The organism is Streptomyces sp. NRRL F-4489 (genome assembly GCF_001509485.1).
Classification (GTDB): Bacteria; Actinomycetota; Actinomycetes; order Streptomycetales; family Streptomycetaceae; genus Streptomyces.
The window spans coordinates 1-15,505 of sequence record NZ_LLZI01000229.1 but is presented as its reverse complement, the minus strand read 5'-3'; the positions used below and the strand labels follow the sequence as shown (position 1 = coordinate 15,505).

Below are 15,505 nucleotides of genomic sequence, written 5' to 3'. Positions count from 1 at the left end.
GTGCCGGATGTACAGTTCGGCGGGCGTGCGGCCCGCTGCGACCCGCGCCGGGACGGCACGGATCATGACGCGAGCCGAATTACTCGGCACCGCCCTGCTCGGCCTGCTTGGCGCGCAGCGCGTCCACGGTGCGGACGAGCTTCGACGGCAGCGCCTGGAAGACGGAGGCAGCCTGGGACTGCTTCGCCTTGAAGGCACCGGCCAGCTTGCTGAGCAGAACCTCGCGGGACTCGAGGTCCGCAAGCTTCTTGATCTCGTCGGCGGAGAGCGCCTTGCCGTCAAGGACACCGCCCTTGATGACGAGGTTCTGGTTCTCCTTGGCGAAGTCACGAAGACCCTTCGCCGCCTCGACCGGGTCACCGGTAACGAAGGCGACGGCCGTCGAGCCACTGAGGTGCTCGTCCAGCACGGAGATCCCGGCCTCCTGGGCCGCGATCTTGGTCAGCGTGTTCTTCACCACACGGTACTGAGCGTTGTCACCGAGCGAACGGCGCAGATTCTTGATCTGCGCGACGGTAAGACCGGTGTACGCGGTCACAACAGCGGCGTTCGAGTTGCGGAACTTCTCCGCGATCTCGTCGACGGCTGCGACCTTGTCGGGCCTCGCCATGAGCCTCGGCCTCCTTCCGGGTGATGAGGACCGCGCAGAAGGGGCTGGGCAACACAAACGCCCCGGCGCAGGCGCACGGGGCGGTTACTCGACCGGGCAGACTCGTGCCCGGGAGCTTCTTCCTCACACAACCTGCGCAGGCCGTCCGCAGCTAGCGGATCCTTCGGCCACCACATGTCCGGGAGCGGACACGCGGGGACAACCAGCGGTCTTTGGCTTCCGGGACACCGTACGGGAACGGACCGCGCGCAGGCAAATCGGGCGCCGGACGGCCGCGCGGGGCACCCGGGACGGTGCCCGGAACACCCCGCGCGGCCGCGCGGATCAGAAGCCGGGAGCCGGCGTGGTGTCGGAGGCCGGCGGCGGGGTCACCGTGACCTTGGTGCCGTAGTCCGAGTAGAAGACGGTGGAGTCGGTGCCCTGCGTGCCGTCCACCTGCTCGCGCTTCTTGACGAGGAGGTTGTCGGGACCGATCCACAGGTCGATGGTCTCCGTCGTGGCGCCGGCCTTCTTGAGCTGGGCCTCCAGCGCCTGAAGGTCGGCCGCGCTGAGCGACTTGGACTGCATCTTGGCCATCTCGGCCACGTCGACCTTGCCGGTGTAGTGGGTGGCCTGGACGCCGCGGACGTCCTCCTTGCCGGCCTCCTGCACCTTGCCGGAGGCGATGAGCAGGTCCACCGACTTGACCGGGTCGTTGTTCTGCATGGCGTCCTTCATCAGGGCGCCGGCCGGGCCCTTCTTGGCGAGGGCGTCGTAGTCGTACTTGAGCCAGTTCTTGCCGCCGACCGGCATGCCCATGTTGATGTACATCGCCTGGGGCGTGTACAGCGCCTTCTGGGGCTTGCCGGACGCCATCGGGCCGCCGGTCTGGGTGATGTCGAGGGTCATGTTGATCCCGTTCGACCAGTCCATCGCGCCCTTCATCGTGCGCGTGCCCATGGCGGTCTTCTGGGTGCCGTCGATCTTCGCGGACTTCTTGCCGCCCGTCTGCTGCGCGGCGGTCTTCAGCGAGGCCAGCGCGGCCTCCAGCGGAGACTTGGCCCCCGCCGCGTCGTTGCTGCCGCCGCCGGCGCCGCCACCGGTGCCGGCGCTCTTGTCACCGCCGCCGTTGCAGGCGGTCAGACCGGCCATCATGACAACTCCCGCCGCGACGGCCGCGGCTATACGCGTAGTGCGCACTGAGGCTCCCCCTTGATCTCCTCGATGGACCTCGCACGGGACTGTAGTGCAGACCACCGACAGCGGGGGCGCCAGGTGTTGTTCCGAACGCGTCAGGCCCCGCTCTCCGTACGGAAAGCGGGGCCTGACGGCGTACGCGTCACACGCTACGAGGCATCGACCGGGAGGGTCAGACGGCCTCGTCCTCGACGAGGAGGTTGCGGGTGCGGTTGGGGTCCACCGGGACGCCGGGGCCCATGGTGGTGGTGATCGTCGCCTTCTTGATGTACCGGCCCTTGGCGGCGGACGGCTTCAGACGGGTGATCTCCTCCAGCGCCGCGGCGTAGTTCTCCACCAGCTTGGTGTCGTCGAAGGACACCTTGCCGATGATGAAGTGGAGATTCGCGTGCTTGTCCACGCGGAACTCGATCTTGCCGCCCTTGATGTCGGTGACGGCCTTGGCGACGTCGGGGGTGACGGTGCCGGTCTTCGGGTTCGGCATCAGACCACGGGGACCGAGCACGCGGCCCAGGCGGCCGACCTTGCCCATCAGGTCCGGGGTGGCGACGACGGCGTCGAAGTCCAGCCGGCCCTTGGCGACCTCGTCGATCAGTTCGTCCGAGCCGACGATGTCGGCGCCGGCGGCTTCCGCGGCCGCAGCACGGTCACCGGTCGCGAAGACCAGGACCCGGGCGGTCTTACCGGTGCCGTGCGGGAGGTTCACGGTGCCGCGGACCATCTGGTCGGCCTTGCGCGGGTCGACACCCAGGCGCATGGCGACCTCGACGGTCGCGTCGAACTTGACGGACGTGGTGTCCTTGGCGAGACGGACGGCCTCGAGCGGGGCGTACAGCCGCTCCCGGTCGATCTTCGCGTCCGCGTTGCGAAGAGTCTTGCTGCGCTTCACTTCTGCTCCTGATGCAAAGGGGTGGAGTCGTGGTCCGGACCAGCGCCTGGCCCTGCCACGGTGGTGCCGGTACGCGACGGTGTCGCGCGACCCGGTGCCGAACGGCCGGGGATCAGCCCTCGACGGTGATGCCCATGGAGCGGGCGGTACCGGCGATGATCTTCTCGGCGGCGTCCAGGTCGTTGGCGTTCAGGTCGGGCATCTTGGTGGTGGCGATGTCGCGGACCTGGTCGCGGGTGATCTTGGCGACCTTGGTCTTGTGCGGCTCGCCGGAGCCCTTGTCCACGCCCGCGGCCTTCAGGATGAGCTTCGCGGCCGGCGGGGTCTTGGTGACGAAGGTGAAGGAGCGGTCCTCGTAGACCGTGATCTCCACCGGCACGACCATGCCGCGCTGCGACTCGGTCGCGGCGTTGTAGGCCTTGCAGAACTCCATGATGTTGACGCCGTGCTGACCCAGCGCGGGGCCGACCGGCGGGGCCGGGTTGGCGGCACCGGCCTGGATCTGGAGCTTGATCAGCCCCGTGACCTTCTTCTTCTTGGGAGGCATGCTCTCTCCGGGTCCTAGTGAGAGGTGATTCGCCCCCGATCCGGTCATCCGGACGGAGGCATACCGCACAACGATAACGGGTACCCTTACGCGGCCAAAAACCGAGCAGGTCAGAACGGCTGTGTGCCGCTCTGACCCGGTCGGTGGCTGTGGTCCAGGAAGACGCTAGTTCTTCTGGATCTGGTCGAAGCTCAGCTCGACCGGGGTCTCGCGGCCGAAGATCTCGACCAGGCCCTTGACCTTCTTGGAGTCGGCGTTGATCTCGTTGATCGTCGCCTGGAGCGTCGCGAACGGACCGTCGGTGACGGTGACCGAGTCGCCCACCTCGAAGTCCAGGACCTGGACCTCGACCTTGCGGGACGGCGCCGGCCGGCCCTCGGCCGCGGCGGCCTCCTTGGCGGCCTTCTCCTCGGCCTCCGGGGCGAGCATCTTGACGATCTCGTCCAGGGTCAGCGGGTAGGGGTCGTAGGCGTTGCCGACGAAGCCGGTGACACCGGGGGTGTTGCGGACCACGCCCCAGGACTCGTTCGTCAGATCCATGCGCACCAGGACGTAGCCCGGGAGCTTGTTCTGGCGGACGGTGCGGCGGTCGCCGTTCTTGATCTGCACGACCTCTTCCTGCGGCACCTCGGCCTGGAAGATGTAGTCCTCGACGTTCAGCGAGACGGCGCGCTGCTCGAGGTTGGTCTTCACGCGGTTCTCGTAGCCCGCGTAGGTGTGGATGACGTACCACTCGCCGGGCAGGCCGCGCAGCTCCTCGCGGAGGGCGGCGACCGGGTCGACCGGCTCCTGCTCCTCGGCCTCTTCGGCCTCCTCCGCGTCCTCGGAAGCCTCGGCGGCCTCGTCGGCGGCGGCCTCGTCGTCCGCGGCGTCCTCGACGTGCACGGCGGCGGACTCGGCGGGCTCGCCGGCGGCGGCCTCCTCGGCGTCCAGCTCGTCGGCACCATCGGCGTCCGCGACGATCTCCGCGGCGCCCTCGGCGTCAGCGATGGCCGCAGCGTCCCCCTCGACCTCGGCCGGGACGGCCTCGTCAACCTCGGCCTCTGCAGCCGCGACCGGCTCGGTGGCGTCGTTCAGGTTCGGGTCAGACACGTGGCTGCTTCTTCCTTGCTTCAAGGGGTTGAACGTGCGAAAGGGCCACCCCGCAGAGGCACCCTCCGCGGGATCAGCCGAAGACGTACCCGACGACTCGGTTGATTCCCAAGTCAATCACGGTTACGAGACCAATGATGATGGCTACGAAGACGATCACCACGGTGGTGTACGACGACAGCTGGCCGCGGGTGGGCCAGACGACCTTGCGGAGCTCCGCGATGATCTGGCGGTAGAAGAGCGCGAGACGCGCGAAAGGCCCCTTCTTGCCGCGCTTGCCGCCGCGGCGGGGCTTCTTCTGGGATTCCGGGCTGCTGTCCTCGGAACGACCGCGCTCAGGCATGTCGATGGAGCCCAGGGCGTCCGTCACTCGTCCTCACCTGAATCCGGGTCGTGGCCGTGGCGCGCCCGGCCCGGCCGCACGGCGGTGCATTTCGTACGTACGCGTGCACGCACTCGGTGAAGAAGTGCGTGTAGCAGGGCCGGAGGGACTTGAACCCCCAACCGCTGGTTTTGGAGACCAGTGCTCTACCAATTGAGCTACGACCCTTTGTGGTTCCCCCAACCTACCGCATGCGGGCGACTGCACTACGTCGTCTGCCGCGGCGACCCGATGGGAGCCAACGGTCAGCGAGTGTACGTGGTTCGGCGCCGGGCGTCGAACAGGAACCTCCCGTACCGCCCCGTACCGCCCCTCGAAACCCGTGTACCGGGCCCGGCGGCGGTCTGCGACGATGCCTGTATGAGCGCTGCCACTCCTTCCGCATCGTCCCCCGCCGACCGCCGGGTCTCCGTCCGGGTCGGCTCGATCTCCGAGTCCGCCACCCTCGCCGTGGACGCCAAGGCCAAGGCCCTCAAGGCCGCCGGGCGCCCGGTGATCGGCTTCGGCGCCGGCGAGCCCGACTTCCCCACGCCCGGCTACATCGTCGAGGCGGCGGTCGAGGCGTGCCGCAACCCGAAGTACCACCGCTACACCCCGGCCGGCGGGCTGCCCGAGCTGAAGAACGCGATCGCCGAGAAGACCCGGCGCGACTCCGGCTTCGAGATCGAGGCCGCGAACGTCCTGGTCACCAACGGCGGCAAGCAGGCCATCTACGAGGCGTTCGCCGCGATCCTGGACCCGGGTGACGAGGTCATCGTCCCGGCCCCGTACTGGACGACGTACCCGGAGTCGATCCGGCTGGCCGGCGGCGTGCCGGTCGAGGTGGTCGCCGACGAGACCACCGGCTACCGCGTGACCGTCGAGCAGCTGGAGGCGGCCCGCACCGAGCGCACCAAGGTGCTGCTCTTCGTCTCCCCGTCCAACCCCACCGGCGCGGTCTACCCGCGCGAGCAGGTCGAGGCGGTCGGCCGCTGGGCCGCCGAGCACGGCCTGTGGGTGCTCACCGACGAGATCTACGAGCACCTGGTCTACGGGGACGCGGAGTTCTCCTCGCTCCCGGTGGTGGTGCCGGAGCTGCGCGACAAGTGCATCGTCGTCAACGGCGTGGCCAAGACGTACGCGATGACCGGCTGGCGGGTGGGCTGGGCGATCGGCCCGAAGGACGTCATCAAGGCGGCCGCCAACCTCCAGTCGCACGCCACCTCCAACGTCTCCAACGTCGCGCAGGCCGCGGCGATCGCGGCGGTCAGCGGCGACCTGGCGGCCGTCGAGGAGATGAAGACCGCCTTCGACCGGCGCCGGAAGACGATCGTGCGGATGCTCAACGAGATCGACGGCGTGCTGTGCCCGGAGCCGGAGGGCGCGTTCTACGCCTACCCGTCGGTCAAGGGGCTGCTCGGCAAGGAGATCCGCGGCAAGCGCCCGCAGACCAGCGTGGAGCTGGCCGAGCTGATCCTGGAGGAGGCGGAGGTCGCCGTCGTCCCCGGTGAGGCGTTCGGCACGCCCGGCTACCTGCGGCTGTCCTACGCGCTGGGCGACGAGGACCTGGCCGAGGGCGTCTCCCGGATCCAGAAGCTGCTGGCCGAGGCCAAGTAGCACCCGCAGCACCGAGGACGCGGGGCCGGCGCCGTCCGGCCCCGCACGCCTTTGCGGCGGCCCCTCCGTTCGGGGCCGGGGGCTGTCCCGGTGACGGCCGGGTACGGCAATATCTGCGGATGGAGCGTGCTCGTGATCTGCGTCAACTGCCGAAGGCCCATCTGCACCTGCACTTCACCGGCTCGATGCGGCCGGCGACCCTGCGGGAACTCGCCGACAAGTACGGCGTCCACCTGCCGGACGCGCTCCGGGGCGGGGAGCCGCCCCGGCTGAGCGCCACCGACGAGCGCGGGTGGTTCCGCTTCCAGCGGCTCTACGACATCGCCCGGTCCTGCCTGCGCTCCCCGGAGGACATCCAGCGGCTGGTCCGGGAGGCGGCCGAGGAGGACGTCCGGGACGGCTCCCGCTGGCTGGAGATCCAGGTCGACCCGACCTCGTACGCGCCGCGGCTGGGCGGGCTGATCCCGGCGCTGGAGATCATCCTGGACGCGGTGGACCGGGCCGCCCGCCACACCGGGCTGGGCATCCGCGTCCTGGTGGCCGCCAACCGCATGAAGCACCCCCTGGACGCCCGCACACTGGCCCGGCTGGCGGTCCGCTACGCCGACCGCGGGGTGGTGGGCTTCGGGCTCTCCAACGACGAACGGCGGGGTTTCGCGCGGGACTTCGACCGGGCCTTCGCCATCGCCCGGGACGGCGGGCTGCTGTCGGCCCCGCACGGCGGGGAGCTGTCCGGCCCGGCGAGCGTCCGGGACTGCCTGGACGATCTGCACGCCGCCCGGATCGGGCACGGGGTGCGGGCCGCGGAGGACCCGGCGCTGCTGCGCCGGCTGGCCGCGCGCGGGGTGACCTGCGAGGTGTGCCCGGCGTCCAACGTGGCGCTGGGGGTCTACGGGAAGCCGGAGGACGTACCGCTGCGGACGTTCTACGAGGCGGGCGTGCCGATGGCGCTGGGCGCCGACGACCCGCTGCTGTTCGGCTCCCGGCTGGCCGCCCAGTACGAGATCGCCCGCACCGCGCACGGCTTCACCGACGCCGAACTCGCCGAGCTGGCCCGGCAGTCCGTACGGGCCTCCCGGGCGCCCGAGGAGGCCCGCCGGGCGGCCCTGGCGGACATCGACGCCTGGCTGGCCGCCCCGGCGCCGTAGCGGGCCGCTGAGGGCCGCCCGCCGGGCCGTACGAGCTCTACAGGCTGACGCCAACCGTGACCGGCTCGTTGACCAGGGTGACCCCGAAGGCGTCCCGGACCCCGTCGCGCACCTCGCGGGCCAGCGCGAGCAGGTCCTCGGTGGTGGCCTCGCCGCGGTTGGTCAGGGCCAGGGTGTGCTTGGTGGAGATCCGGGCCGGGCCGCTGCCGTAGCCCTTGGTGAAGCCGGCCCGCTCGATCAGCCAGGCCGCCGAGGTCTTGACCCGGCCGCCGCCGTCGGGGAAGGCCGGCGGCGCCGCGTCCGGCCCCAGCCGCTCCCGGACGCGCCGGACCAGCTCGGTGTGCTCGTCCTCGGTGAGGACGGGGTTGGTGAAGAACGAGCCGGCCGACCAGGTGTCGTGGTCGGCGGGGTCCAGCACCATGCCCTTGCCGGCCCGCAGCGCGAGGACGGTCTCCCGGGCCGTCGCCAGCGGCACCCGCTCCCCCGGGGCCACGCCCAGCGCCCGGGCCGTCTGCGCGTACCGCACGGGCGCGGAGAGCCCGCCGGCGTCCTCCAGGGCGAACCGCACCCGCAGCACCACGAAGCGGTCCGGGTGCTGCTTGAAGCGGCTGTGGCGGTACGAGAAGCCGCATTCGGCGGCGGGGAGGGTGACCGTCTCGCCGGCCCGGCGGTCGTAGGCCACGACCTCGGTGAGGGTCTCGGAGACGTCCTGCCCGTAGGCGCCGACGTTCTGGATCGGGGTCGCGCCGGCCGAGCCGGGGATGCCGGCCAGGCACTCGACGCCGGCCAGCCCGGCCGCGACGGTGCGGGCGACGGCGTCGGACCAGTTCTCGCCGGCGGCGAGCTCCAGGGCCGTGCCGTCGAGGGCGAAACCGCGGGTGGCGATGCGCAGGGCGGTGCCGTCGAAGCCCTTGTCGCCGATGACGAGGTTGCTGCCGCCGCCGATGATCAGCAGCGGGGTGCCGGTGTCGTCGGCCTCGCGGACGGCCGCGATCACCGCGTCGTCGGTGGTGGCCGTGACGAGGCGGTTCGCGGGGCCGCCCAGGCGGAAGGTGGTCAGCGGGGCGAGCGGGGCGTTCTTGGCTACGTGGCGTTCCTGCACCCGCCCAAGGGTACGGGGGCGGTCCGGCGCCACCGGGCCGGCCGCCCCCCGCGCCCGTATCAGGCGAGCTTGACCACGGCGCGGGACATGCCCAGCACCTTCTGGCCGGCGCTCTTGGCCGTGAGGTCGACCCGGACGGTCCGCTCGGCGTCGTCGAGCTTGGCCGCGACCGTGCCGCTGACCTCGATCAGCGCGCCGGTGCCGTCATCGGGGACGACGACCGGCTTGGTGAAGCGCACGCCGTACTCGGCGACCGCCCCCGGGTCGCCGGCCCAGTCGGTGACCACCCGGATCGCCGAGGCCATCGTGAACATGCCGTGCGCGATGACGTCCGGCAGTCCGACCTCCTTGGCGAACCGCTCGTTCCAGTGGATCGGGTTGAAGTCGCCGGAGGCGCCGGCGTACTGGACGAGTGTGGCGCGGGTCACCGGGAAGGACTGCGCGGGGAGTTCGGTGCCGACCTCGACGTCGTCGTAGGAGATCTGCGCGGTCATCTCAGGCGTCCTCCTCAGCGGGGCGGGCGACGAGTTTGGTGAACGCGGTCACGACGTGCTCGCCGCCCTCGTCGTGCACCTCGCCGCGGATATCGATGACCTCGTTGCCGGCCATGGTCCGCACGGCCTCGATGGTGGAGGTCACGGTCAGCCGGTCCCCGGCGCGCACCGGCCGCCGGTAGGCGAACTTCTGGTCGCCGTGGACGACCCGGCTGTAGTCCAGGCCCAGCTGCGGGTCGGCGATGACCAGCCCGGCGGCCTTGAAGGTGATGGCGAACACAAAAGTCGGCGGCGCGATCACATCGGGGTGACCGAGCGCCTTGGCGGCTTCGGTGTCGGTGTAGGCCGGGTTGGGGTCGCCGATCGCCTCGGCGAATTCGCGGATCTTTTCCCGGCCGACCTCGTACGGGTCGGTGGGCGGGTACGTGCGTCCGACGAATGACTGGTCGAGCGCCATGGGGCTCGCAACCTCCCTGTACTGGTGTGCCAAAGCCGCGAGGCCGCCCCCAGGAAATGGGGACGGCCTCACGGACGAGCCTGAATTATCGCGTTTCGCGGTGCGCGGTGTGCGAGTTGCAGCGGGGGCAGTGCTTCTTCATCTCCAGGCGGTCCGGGTCGTTGCGCCGGTTCTTCTTGGTGATGTAGTTCCGCTCCTTGCACTCCACGCAGGCCAGCGTGATCTTCGGGCGGACGTCGGTGGCAGCCACGTGAGTGCTCCTTGACGGACGGGTAGGCAATACGAACGCATGGAAGAGTAGCCGACCGGAGGACCGACCCCACAATCGGCTACTGTCAGTAGCGGTGACCGGACTTGAACCGGTGACACAGCGATTATGAGCCGCTTGCTCTACCGACTGAGCTACACCGCTGTGATGTGAGAGTTCCCCGCCCGAGGGCGGGATCCCCCACACATCAGAGCCCCAATACGGAATCGAACCGTAGACCTTCTCCTTACCATGGAGACGCTCTGCCGACTGAGCTATTGGGGCGAGCGAGGAAGACATTACACGGCCCGCCGCCAAACGTGAAATCCGTATCCGCGCCGCGTCCCTCCGGCCCCGCGCGCCGCCCCCGCACCACACCGGTACGACTATTCCGCGCCTGCGCGGCGGTCTCCGGGCGGCGCCCTAGGCTCGGACCCACGCTGCGTGATCTTGCACGCCCGGGGCTTCGAGGAGCGCGATGTCCGAGAGCAGTTCGCCGCAGCCGGGGAAGCCCGGGGGCGCCGGCCGGTACGCCCGGCCGGATTCCGGCGCGCTGGTCCTGTGCGGCGCCCGGCTCGCCGACGGCCGCACCGTGGACGTACGGCTGGGCGGCGGGCGCATCGAGGCGGTCGGCACGGCCGGCAGCCTGGCGCCGCAGGGCGCCCGGGTGGACCTCGCCGGCTATCTGCTGCTCCCCGCGCCCGCCGAACCGCACGCGCACTGCGACACCGCGCTGACCGCCGACGAGGACGGGCCGGCCTCCGACTCCCCCGAGGACGTCCAGCGCCGGACCACGGAGGCCGCGCTCCTCCAGCTGGGCCACGGCGCCACCGCCTCCCGGAGCCATGTGCGGATCGGCGGCGTCCAGGGGCTGCGCGCGCTGGAGGCCGTCCTCCAGGCCCGCCGGTCGCTGCGGGGCCTGGCTGACCTGGCGGCGGTGGCGGTGCCCCGGGTGCTGACCGGGGTGGCCGGCGCCAACGGGGTGGCGCTGCTGCGGGACGCGGTGCGGATGGGCGCCACGGTCATCGGCGGCTGCCCGGACCTGGACCCCGATCCGGCCGGGTACGTCGAGACCGTCCTGGAGGTCGCCGGGGAGCACGGCTGCCCGGTGGACCTGCACACCGACGGGGACGATCCGGCGCGGCTGGCGCGGTTCGCGGCGATGTGCGGCGGGCTGCGCCCGGGGGTGGCGATCGGGCCGTGCGCCGGGATGGCGCGGATGCCGCGGAGCGTGGCGTCCCGGGTCGCCGAGCAGCTGGCGGCGGCCGACGTGGCGGTGGTGTGCCTGCCGCAGGGGGACTGCTCGGGGCTGGAGCGGCACGGTTCGCGGGTGGCGCGGCCGGCGCCGGTGCGGCTGCTGCGGGCGGCCGGGGTGCGGGTGGCGGCGGGCAGCGGGGCGCTGCGGGACGCGGCCAACCCGGTGGGCCGCGGGGACCCGCTGGAGGCCGCGTACCTCCTGGCGTCCCTGGGCGAGGCCACCCCGGAGGCGGCGTACGAGGCGGTGAGCACGGCGGCGCGGGCCACGCTGGGGCTCCCGGAGGTGCGGGTCGAGGCGGGCTTCCCGGCGGAGCTGCTGGCGGTGCGCGGGGAGCGGATCGCCGGGGTGCTGTCGCTGGCGTACAGCCGGATCGTGGTGCACCGGGGGCGCGTGGTGGCGCGGACCAGCGCGGTGCGCGAGTACTGCGATTCGGCGGTGGACGCGGCGCTGGAGCTGCCGCGCCAGTCGCAGCGCTGAGCGGCGCACCGGCCGGTCCCCCGGGTGCGCCGGGGCGGTTCGGCGTACGGTCGGCGGCATGCGCATTGTCATCGCAGGTGGACATGGTCAGATCGCGCTGCGGCTGGAGCGGCTGCTGCACGCGCGCGGGGAGGACGTGGCGGGCATCGTCCGGCGTCCGGAACAGGCCGGCGATCTGCTGGCCGCCGGGGCCGAACCGGTGGTCTGCGACCTGGAGTCCGCGTCGGTGGGCGATATCGCCCGGCATCTGGAGGGCGCGGACGCGGCGGTCTTCGCGGCGGGCGCCGGGCCGGGCAGCGGCGTGGCGCGCAAGGAGACGGTGGACCGGGCCGCGGCGACGCTGTTCGCGGACGCGGCCGAGGCGGCGGGCGTCCGGCGGTTCGTGGTGATCTCGTCGATGGGCGCGGACCGGGAGCCGCCGGAGGGCACCGATCCGGTCTTCGCCGCGTATCTGCGCGCCAAGGGCGCCGCGGACGCCGACGTACGGGCCCGGGCCGGCCTGGACTGGACGATCCTGCGGCCCGGCCGGCTCACCGACGACCCGGGCACCGGGCAGGTGACGCTGGCGGACGCCACCGGGCGCGGGGCGGTGCCGCGGGACGACGTGGCGGCGGTGCTGGTGGCGCTGCTGGACGAGCCCGGCACGATCGGCCGGACCCTGGAGCTGATCGGCGGGGACGTGCCGGTGGCCGACGCGGTGCGGAACGTCGCGGCGCACTGAGCCCGTTGGGGCCGGACGCCCCGTCAGCGCCCTGAGCGCGCGCCTGCCGCCTCCGGACGACCGCCGGGCTGTCCCGGGCCGTCCGCGCGGCGGCAGGCCGCCAGCGGCGCCGCTACGGCCTCGGGGCCGGACCCGGTCCCTCCCGTCCCGCGCACGCGAAGAGGCCCTGACCGCATCGCTGCGATCAGGGCCTCTTCGGCTGTGGCGGCGCCAGGATTCGAACCTGGGAAGGCTGAGCCGGCAGATTTACAGTCTGCTCCCTTTGGCCGCTCGGGCACACCGCCAAGAACGTTGACCGGGAGACCCGCTGTGGGGCGGTGCTCCCTGGCAACGACGTAAACCATACCCGATGGCAGGGGGTGGTCCGCCACTCACTTCGGGAGCGCTCGATCTTGGCCGGGTGGCTAGGCTTGGCGGGCGGTCCGGACGGGCCGCCTCTCTGATGGATCTACGTACGAGGAGCCAACCCACGATGGCCGACTCCAGTTTCGACATCGTCTCGAAGGTCGAGCGGCAGGAGGTCGACAACGCCCTCAACCAGGCCGCCAAGGAGATCTCCCAGCGCTACGACTTCAAGGGCGTGGACGCGTCCATCCAGTGGTCGGGCGAGAAGATCGAGATGCGGGCCAACGCCGAGGAGCGGGTGAAGGCCGTCCTGGACATCTTCCAGTCCAAGCTGGTCAAGCGCGGCATCTCGCTGAAGGCCCTGGACGCGGGCGAGCCGCAGGCGTCGGGCAAGGAGTACAAGATCTCCGCGTCCCTCCAGGAGGGGATCACGCAGGAGAACGCGAAGAAGGTCGCCAAGATCATCCGCGATGAGGGCCCGAAGGGCGTCAAGGCGCAGGTGCAGGGCGACGAGCTGCGGGTCACCTCCAAGAGCCGGGACGACCTCCAGGCGGTGCAGCAGCTGCTGCGCGGCAAGGACCTGGACTTCGCGATCCAGTTCGTCAACTACCGCTGACCACCGCCGGGTCCCGGAAGGGGCCGTGCGGTACGCGGTACGCGGAGGGGGCGGCACGCCACGGGGGTGCCGCCCCCTCCGCGTTCCCCTGGCGCGCGCCGGGGGCCGGCGGCCGGGGCCGGGCCTTCCCCGGGTGCGTTAGTGAGGCGTTAGCCGTGCGGCGGCGGGGCGTCAGCGGTGCCCGGCAGTGTTGGTGCCACGAACCCGCACCGCCACGTCGTAGACCCGGGGGAAGACCATGCCGCACCGCACCGCTCTCCGCCACGCCCGCAGCGCCGCCGCCGCGCTGGTGATCGCCGCCGCCGCGTTCGGCCTCACCGCCTGCCAGGGCGGCGCCAACGCCGCGCCCCCGCCCGCCACTTCGGTCAGCACCCAGCCGTCGGCCGCCGCCCCGGACAAGACCGCCCAGGACACCGCCGCGCCGGGCAAGGCCACCCCGGGCAGGTCCGCCAAGTCCACCGCCGCCGGCGGCGCGCCGGCGGGCGCCCCCGCGCAGTCCGCCAAGCGCTGCACCGACCGGATCGACTACGCCGGGGACCCGCGCCCGAACGCCGAGATCAACTCCATCGGCGCGCAGACCGGGCACTGCCCGGCGCCGCAGAAGGGCGGCGGGGCGTCGTCCGGTACGCCCAAGAAGCCCGGGGTGCGCTGCACGGACCAGGTCAACTACGCCGGGGACCGGCGGCCCAACGCCGAGATCAACTCCATCGGCGAGGAGACCGGCCGCTGCCCGGCGGTCCAGCACTGAGAGGGCCGGACAGACCGCCCGTCAGGGCCCTGAAGACGGCGAGAGGCCCCGTCCCGTTCTCGCGGGAGGGGGCCTCTTGCTGTTCCTTGCCGGGCCGATGCGCGCCGGGGCGCGCTCGGCGTCCGGTCCGGCTCGTTCAGCGCGTGGCGAAGGGCTGGTCGGTGGGGACGATCTCGCGGCCCAGGGGGAGCAGGGAGATCGGGATCATCTTGAAGTTGGCGATGCCGAACGGGATGCCGATGATCGTCACGCACAGGGCGAGGCCGGTGACGATATGGCCCAGGGCCAGCCACCAGCCGGCGAAGATGATCCAGATCACGTTCCCGATCACCGAACCGGCGCCGGCGTCCCGCCGCTCCACGGTCGTCCGGCCGAACGGCCACAGGGCGTAGCCGGCGATGCGGAACGACGCGATGCCGAACGGGATGGTGATGATCAGGACGCAGCAGATCACGCCCGCGAGGACGTAGCCGAGTGCCATCCAGAAGCCGCTGAGAATCAGCCAGATGACGTTGAGGAGGAACTTCATGATCGGCAGCCTTCCACGGGCGGGGTGGTGAACGTTCCGCCGTAGGGGACGCCGCCGGGCGCGGGAAACGTTGCAGCGGGGGCCGGGTCAGTAGGGGCGGTGGCCGGCCATGCGTTCCAGGCGGGCGATGCGGTCGGGCATCGGGGGGTGGGTGGAGAAGAGGCGGGAGAGGCCCTCGCCGGGGCGGAACGGGTTGGCGATCATCATGTGGCCGGCGGTCTCCAGGCGCGGCTCGGGGGGCAGCGGGAGCTGCTGGGTGCCGATCTCCAGCTTGCGCAGGGCGGAGGCGAGGGCGAGCGGGTCGCCGGTGAGCTGGGCGCCGGAGGCGTCGGCCTGGTATTCGCGGGAGCGGCTGACGGCGAGCTGGATCAGGGAGGCCGCGACCGGGCCGAGGATCATGATCAGGAGCATGCCGACGAGGCCGGGGCCCTCGTCGTCCTCGGAGCGGCCTATGGGGATCAGCCAGGCGAAGTTCACCAGGAACATCACGATGGAGGCGAGCGCGCCGGCCACCGAGGAGATGAGGATGTCGCGGTTGTAGACGTGGCTGAGCTCGTGGCCGATGACGCCGCGCAGCTCGCGCTCGTCGAGGAGCCGGAGGATGCCGTCGGTGCAGCAGACGGCGGCGTTGCGGGGGTTGCGGCCGGTGGCGAAGGCGTTGGGGGCCTGGGTCGGGGAGATGTACAGGCGCGGCATGGGCTGGCGGGCGGCCGTGGAGAGCTCGCGGACCATGCGGTAGAGCTGGGGCGCCTCGAACTCGCTGACCGGGCGGGCCCGCATGGCGCGCAGGGCGAGCTTGTCGCTGTTCCAGTACGCGTAGGCGTTGGTGCCCACGGCGATGAGGACCGCGGCGATCAGGCCCGTACGGCCGAAGAAGCTGCCGATGACGATGATGAGTGCGGACAGTCCCCCGAGGAGTACGGCGGTCCTGAGCCCGTTGTGCCGGCGGTGCACGGTACGCCCTCCAAATGGTGCGGCAGGGGAACCCTTGGCTTCGTTTCTCCACTCTCCAGTGGACCCTTACTCCCTGGTCAACGCGAGAGGGGCGGGGCTGGTTCCCCGGCCCGGGAG

Annotated in this window: 18 protein-coding genes and 4 tRNA genes; 6 read left to right on the top strand and 16 right to left on the bottom strand. The window is 71.7% G+C overall.

From position 1 onward, the window contains the following. Positions 1–79: 79 nt before the first annotated feature. The 7 genes from rplJ to ADL22_RS19080 form a co-directional block, all read right to left on the bottom strand. Positions 80–610: a 50S ribosomal protein L10 gene (gene rplJ, locus ADL22_RS19110; protein WP_066980830.1), complete on the bottom strand. Its 531-nt coding sequence runs from the start codon at positions 608–610 to the stop codon at positions 80–82. A gap of 324 nt (positions 611–934) precedes the next feature. Continuing rightward, positions 935–1,789, bottom strand: a complete 855-nt coding sequence (locus ADL22_RS19105; RefSeq protein WP_324615586.1) for a hypothetical protein — start codon at positions 1,787–1,789, stop codon at positions 935–937. A gap of 169 nt (positions 1,790–1,958) precedes the next feature. Then, positions 1,959–2,675 carry a 50S ribosomal protein L1 gene (gene rplA, locus ADL22_RS19100; RefSeq protein WP_066980824.1) on the bottom strand — a complete coding sequence of 239 codons (717 nt, stop codon included), beginning with the start codon at positions 2,673–2,675 and terminating at the stop codon, positions 1,959–1,961. Between the two features lie 112 nt (positions 2,676–2,787). Next, entirely contained in the window at positions 2,788–3,222 is a 435-nt protein-coding gene (gene rplK / locus ADL22_RS19095) for a 50S ribosomal protein L11 (RefSeq protein ID WP_004941595.1), read from the bottom strand. Positions 3,223–3,387: 165 nt separating this feature from the next. Then, complete coding sequence (gene nusG, locus ADL22_RS19090; RefSeq protein WP_066980821.1) at positions 3,388–4,314, bottom strand: transcription termination/antitermination protein NusG; 927 nt, start codon at positions 4,312–4,314, stop codon at positions 3,388–3,390. 73 nt (positions 4,315–4,387) lie between these two features. Beyond that, on the bottom strand, positions 4,388–4,684 hold the full coding sequence (gene secE / locus ADL22_RS19085; RefSeq protein WP_066980818.1) for a preprotein translocase subunit SecE: 297 nt from the start codon (positions 4,682–4,684) through the stop codon (positions 4,388–4,390). A gap of 107 nt (positions 4,685–4,791) precedes the next feature. Further along, positions 4,792–4,864: transfer RNA gene (locus ADL22_RS19080), tRNA-Trp, on the bottom strand. A 192-nt stretch (positions 4,865–5,056) separates the two neighbouring features. Between ADL22_RS19080 and ADL22_RS19075 the strand changes: the two genes are divergently transcribed. Then, entirely contained in the window at positions 5,057–6,292 is a 1,236-nt protein-coding gene (locus ADL22_RS19075; RefSeq protein ID WP_066980815.1) for a pyridoxal phosphate-dependent aminotransferase, read from the top strand. A 119-nt stretch (positions 6,293–6,411) separates the two neighbouring features. Next, positions 6,412–7,440 (top strand): adenosine deaminase, encoded by a 1,029-nt coding sequence (locus ADL22_RS19070; protein ID WP_066980813.1) that lies wholly within the window; start codon positions 6,412–6,414, stop codon positions 7,438–7,440. 37 nt (positions 7,441–7,477) lie between these two features. Here the strand turns inward: ADL22_RS19070 and ADL22_RS19065 are convergent, their stop codons facing one another. From ADL22_RS19065 to ADL22_RS19040, 6 genes are all read right to left on the bottom strand, one after another. Next, on the bottom strand, positions 7,478–8,542 hold the full coding sequence (locus tag ADL22_RS19065; RefSeq protein ID WP_066980811.1) for a UDP-N-acetylmuramate dehydrogenase: 1,065 nt from the start codon (positions 8,540–8,542) through the stop codon (positions 7,478–7,480). A gap of 59 nt (positions 8,543–8,601) precedes the next feature. After that, positions 8,602–9,036 carry a MaoC family dehydratase gene (locus ADL22_RS19060; RefSeq protein ID WP_066980807.1) on the bottom strand — a complete coding sequence of 145 codons (435 nt, stop codon included), beginning with the start codon at positions 9,034–9,036 and terminating at the stop codon, positions 8,602–8,604. A 1-nt stretch (position 9,037) separates the two neighbouring features. Next, positions 9,038–9,493 (bottom strand): MaoC family dehydratase N-terminal domain-containing protein, encoded by a 456-nt coding sequence (locus ADL22_RS19055; protein ID WP_066980804.1) that lies wholly within the window; start codon positions 9,491–9,493, stop codon positions 9,038–9,040. Between the two features lie 85 nt (positions 9,494–9,578). After that, positions 9,579–9,743, bottom strand: coding sequence for a 50S ribosomal protein L33 (rpmG, locus tag ADL22_RS19050; RefSeq protein ID WP_006604855.1), 165 nt, complete (start codon positions 9,741–9,743; stop codon positions 9,579–9,581). Positions 9,744–9,832: 89 nt separating this feature from the next. Further along, positions 9,833–9,905: transfer RNA gene (locus ADL22_RS19045), tRNA-Met, on the bottom strand. 47 nt (positions 9,906–9,952) lie between these two features. After that, positions 9,953–10,025, bottom strand: a tRNA-Thr gene (locus tag ADL22_RS19040). 193 nt (positions 10,026–10,218) lie between these two features. On the opposite strand from ADL22_RS19040, the gene ADL22_RS19035 reads away from it, so the two are divergent. Next, the gene (locus ADL22_RS19035) at positions 10,219–11,475 is read left to right on the top strand and encodes an amidohydrolase family protein (RefSeq protein WP_066980801.1); all 1,257 of its coding nucleotides are present in this window, start codon (positions 10,219–10,221) and stop codon (positions 11,473–11,475) included. Between the two features lie 58 nt (positions 11,476–11,533). Next, positions 11,534–12,196 carry an NAD(P)H-binding protein gene (locus tag ADL22_RS19030; RefSeq protein ID WP_066980798.1) on the top strand — a complete coding sequence of 221 codons (663 nt, stop codon included), beginning with the start codon at positions 11,534–11,536 and terminating at the stop codon, positions 12,194–12,196. Positions 12,197–12,398: 202 nt separating this feature from the next. Here ADL22_RS19030 and ADL22_RS19025 read toward each other — a convergent pair. Then, positions 12,399–12,480, bottom strand: a tRNA-Tyr gene (locus tag ADL22_RS19025). 188 nt (positions 12,481–12,668) lie between these two features. Here ADL22_RS19025 and ADL22_RS19020 point away from each other — a divergent pair. Then, a complete protein-coding gene (locus ADL22_RS19020) occupies positions 12,669–13,157 on the top strand; it encodes a YajQ family cyclic di-GMP-binding protein (protein ID WP_066980795.1) in 489 nt (162 codons plus the stop codon). 238 nt (positions 13,158–13,395) lie between these two features. Then, on the top strand, positions 13,396–13,905 hold the full coding sequence (locus tag ADL22_RS19015) for a hypothetical protein (protein ID WP_066980792.1): 510 nt from the start codon (positions 13,396–13,398) through the stop codon (positions 13,903–13,905). Positions 13,906–14,041: 136 nt separating this feature from the next. Here the strand turns inward: ADL22_RS19015 and ADL22_RS19010 are convergent, their stop codons facing one another. Together ADL22_RS19010 and htpX are read right to left on the bottom strand one after the other, a co-directional pair. Further along, positions 14,042–14,434 carry a YccF domain-containing protein gene (locus ADL22_RS19010; protein WP_066980789.1) on the bottom strand — a complete coding sequence of 131 codons (393 nt, stop codon included), beginning with the start codon at positions 14,432–14,434 and terminating at the stop codon, positions 14,042–14,044. A gap of 87 nt (positions 14,435–14,521) precedes the next feature. Then, positions 14,522–15,388, bottom strand: a complete 867-nt coding sequence (htpX, locus tag ADL22_RS19005) for a zinc metalloprotease HtpX (RefSeq protein ID WP_066980786.1) — start codon at positions 15,386–15,388, stop codon at positions 14,522–14,524. Positions 15,389–15,505 lie beyond the last annotated feature (117 nt).

What these genes read in the sequence shown, in the direction of transcription:
- rplJ (WP_066980830.1), bottom strand. Translation starts at nt 610, where the DNA reads ATGGCGAGGCCCGACAAGGTCGCAGCCGTCGACGAGATCGCGGAGAAG.
- ADL22_RS19075 (WP_066980815.1), top strand. Translation starts at nt 5,057, where the DNA reads ATGAGCGCTGCCACTCCTTCCGCATCGTCCCCCGCCGACCGCCGGGTC.
- ADL22_RS19035 (WP_066980801.1), top strand. Translation starts at nt 10,219, where the DNA reads ATGTCCGAGAGCAGTTCGCCGCAGCCGGGGAAGCCCGGGGGCGCCGGC.
- ADL22_RS19015 (WP_066980792.1), top strand. Translation starts at nt 13,396, where the DNA reads ATGCCGCACCGCACCGCTCTCCGCCACGCCCGCAGCGCCGCCGCCGCG.
- ADL22_RS19020 (WP_066980795.1), top strand. Translation starts at nt 12,669, where the DNA reads ATGGCCGACTCCAGTTTCGACATCGTCTCGAAGGTCGAGCGGCAGGAG.
- ADL22_RS19010 (WP_066980789.1), bottom strand. Translation starts at nt 14,434, where the DNA reads ATGAAGTTCCTCCTCAACGTCATCTGGCTGATTCTCAGCGGCTTCTGG.
- rplK (WP_004941595.1), bottom strand. Translation starts at nt 3,222, where the DNA reads ATGCCTCCCAAGAAGAAGAAGGTCACGGGGCTGATCAAGCTCCAGATC.
- ADL22_RS19070 (WP_066980813.1), top strand. Translation starts at nt 6,412, where the DNA reads ATGGAGCGTGCTCGTGATCTGCGTCAACTGCCGAAGGCCCATCTGCAC.
- ADL22_RS19030 (WP_066980798.1), top strand. Translation starts at nt 11,534, where the DNA reads ATGCGCATTGTCATCGCAGGTGGACATGGTCAGATCGCGCTGCGGCTG.
- ADL22_RS19060 (WP_066980807.1), bottom strand. Translation starts at nt 9,036, where the DNA reads ATGACCGCGCAGATCTCCTACGACGACGTCGAGGTCGGCACCGAACTC.
- ADL22_RS19055 (WP_066980804.1), bottom strand. Translation starts at nt 9,493, where the DNA reads ATGGCGCTCGACCAGTCATTCGTCGGACGCACGTACCCGCCCACCGAC.